Consider the following 756-nt stretch of genomic DNA (forward strand, 5'->3'; position numbering starts at 1 on the left):
CATCTATGACGGCGTTACGAAGAAGATAAGGGCATACCTTTGCCTGCTGCATTCGTTTTGATAGGTTCATCTTTGGATAAATTGGAAAGATGTCCATTTCATTCATGTAGCGACGTGCCTTGCGGCGACCTACAAGGTATCCACGTGCTTTGAGCTGTGCAGACATTTGTCTTGTACCCCAGGTCGGATTTTCGGTGTGAAGATGATCAATAATCTCTTTACACGTCAATTCTTCTTCTGATACTGGATTGCCCTTGTAATAAATGCTTGTGCGATTGATATCAAGAAGCTTTGCACCAACAGAAGCAGGTATTTCTTTAGTCGTCAAAAGGTTTTGGACTAAACTTACTCTCGTAGTCAGGTCCACAAAGTTCTTCAGATTTTTTTTTCAGCCAGTCAACCTGCATGGTTAACTGACCAACCTTTTTGGCATACTCCGCTTTCTCCTTGCGTTCTTCGGCAAGCTTGTCTTTGAAGTTTTCCTCACGTTTGTCGTCGAATATTGCAGAAGCATTGTTAAGGAATTCTTTTTTCCAGTTGCGGAGTAGATTTGGCTGGATATTATTTTCAGTTGCTAAGGTATTGAGATCTTTCTCGCCCTTAAGCAGCTCGATTACAAGGTCTGATTTAAATTTAGCACTAAAGTTTCTTCTTTGTCTGGACATAGCAATGAATCCTTTCTTTCATACTGGTTTTAGTATATCAGATTCATTAAAATCTGTCCGAAAAAGTGTCTTAAATTATGAGACCATTATA

2 protein-coding genes are annotated in these 756 nt (G+C 39.7%); both read right to left on the minus strand.

All coding sequences use genetic code 11. The features are described 5' to 3' along the window. A partial coding sequence (locus tag BN3456_RS16105) for an IS3 family transposase (RefSeq protein WP_242862756.1) occupies positions 1–367 on the minus strand: 367 nt, incomplete at its 3' end. Next, on the minus strand, positions 318–665 hold the full coding sequence (locus tag BN3456_RS16110; RefSeq protein WP_242862757.1) for a transposase: 348 nt from the start codon (positions 663–665) through the stop codon (positions 318–320). The genes BN3456_RS16110 and BN3456_RS16105, both read right to left, overlap by 50 nt. Positions 666–756: the final 91 nt, after the last annotated feature.

The sequence above is a fragment of the Clostridium sp. C105KSO13 genome, from assembly GCF_001517425.1.
GTDB lineage: Bacteria > Bacillota > Clostridia > Lachnospirales > Lachnospiraceae > Muricomes.

What these genes read in the sequence shown, in the direction of transcription:
- BN3456_RS16110 (WP_242862757.1), bottom strand. Translation starts at nt 665, where the DNA reads ATGTCCAGACAAAGAAGAAACTTTAGTGCTAAATTTAAATCAGACCTT.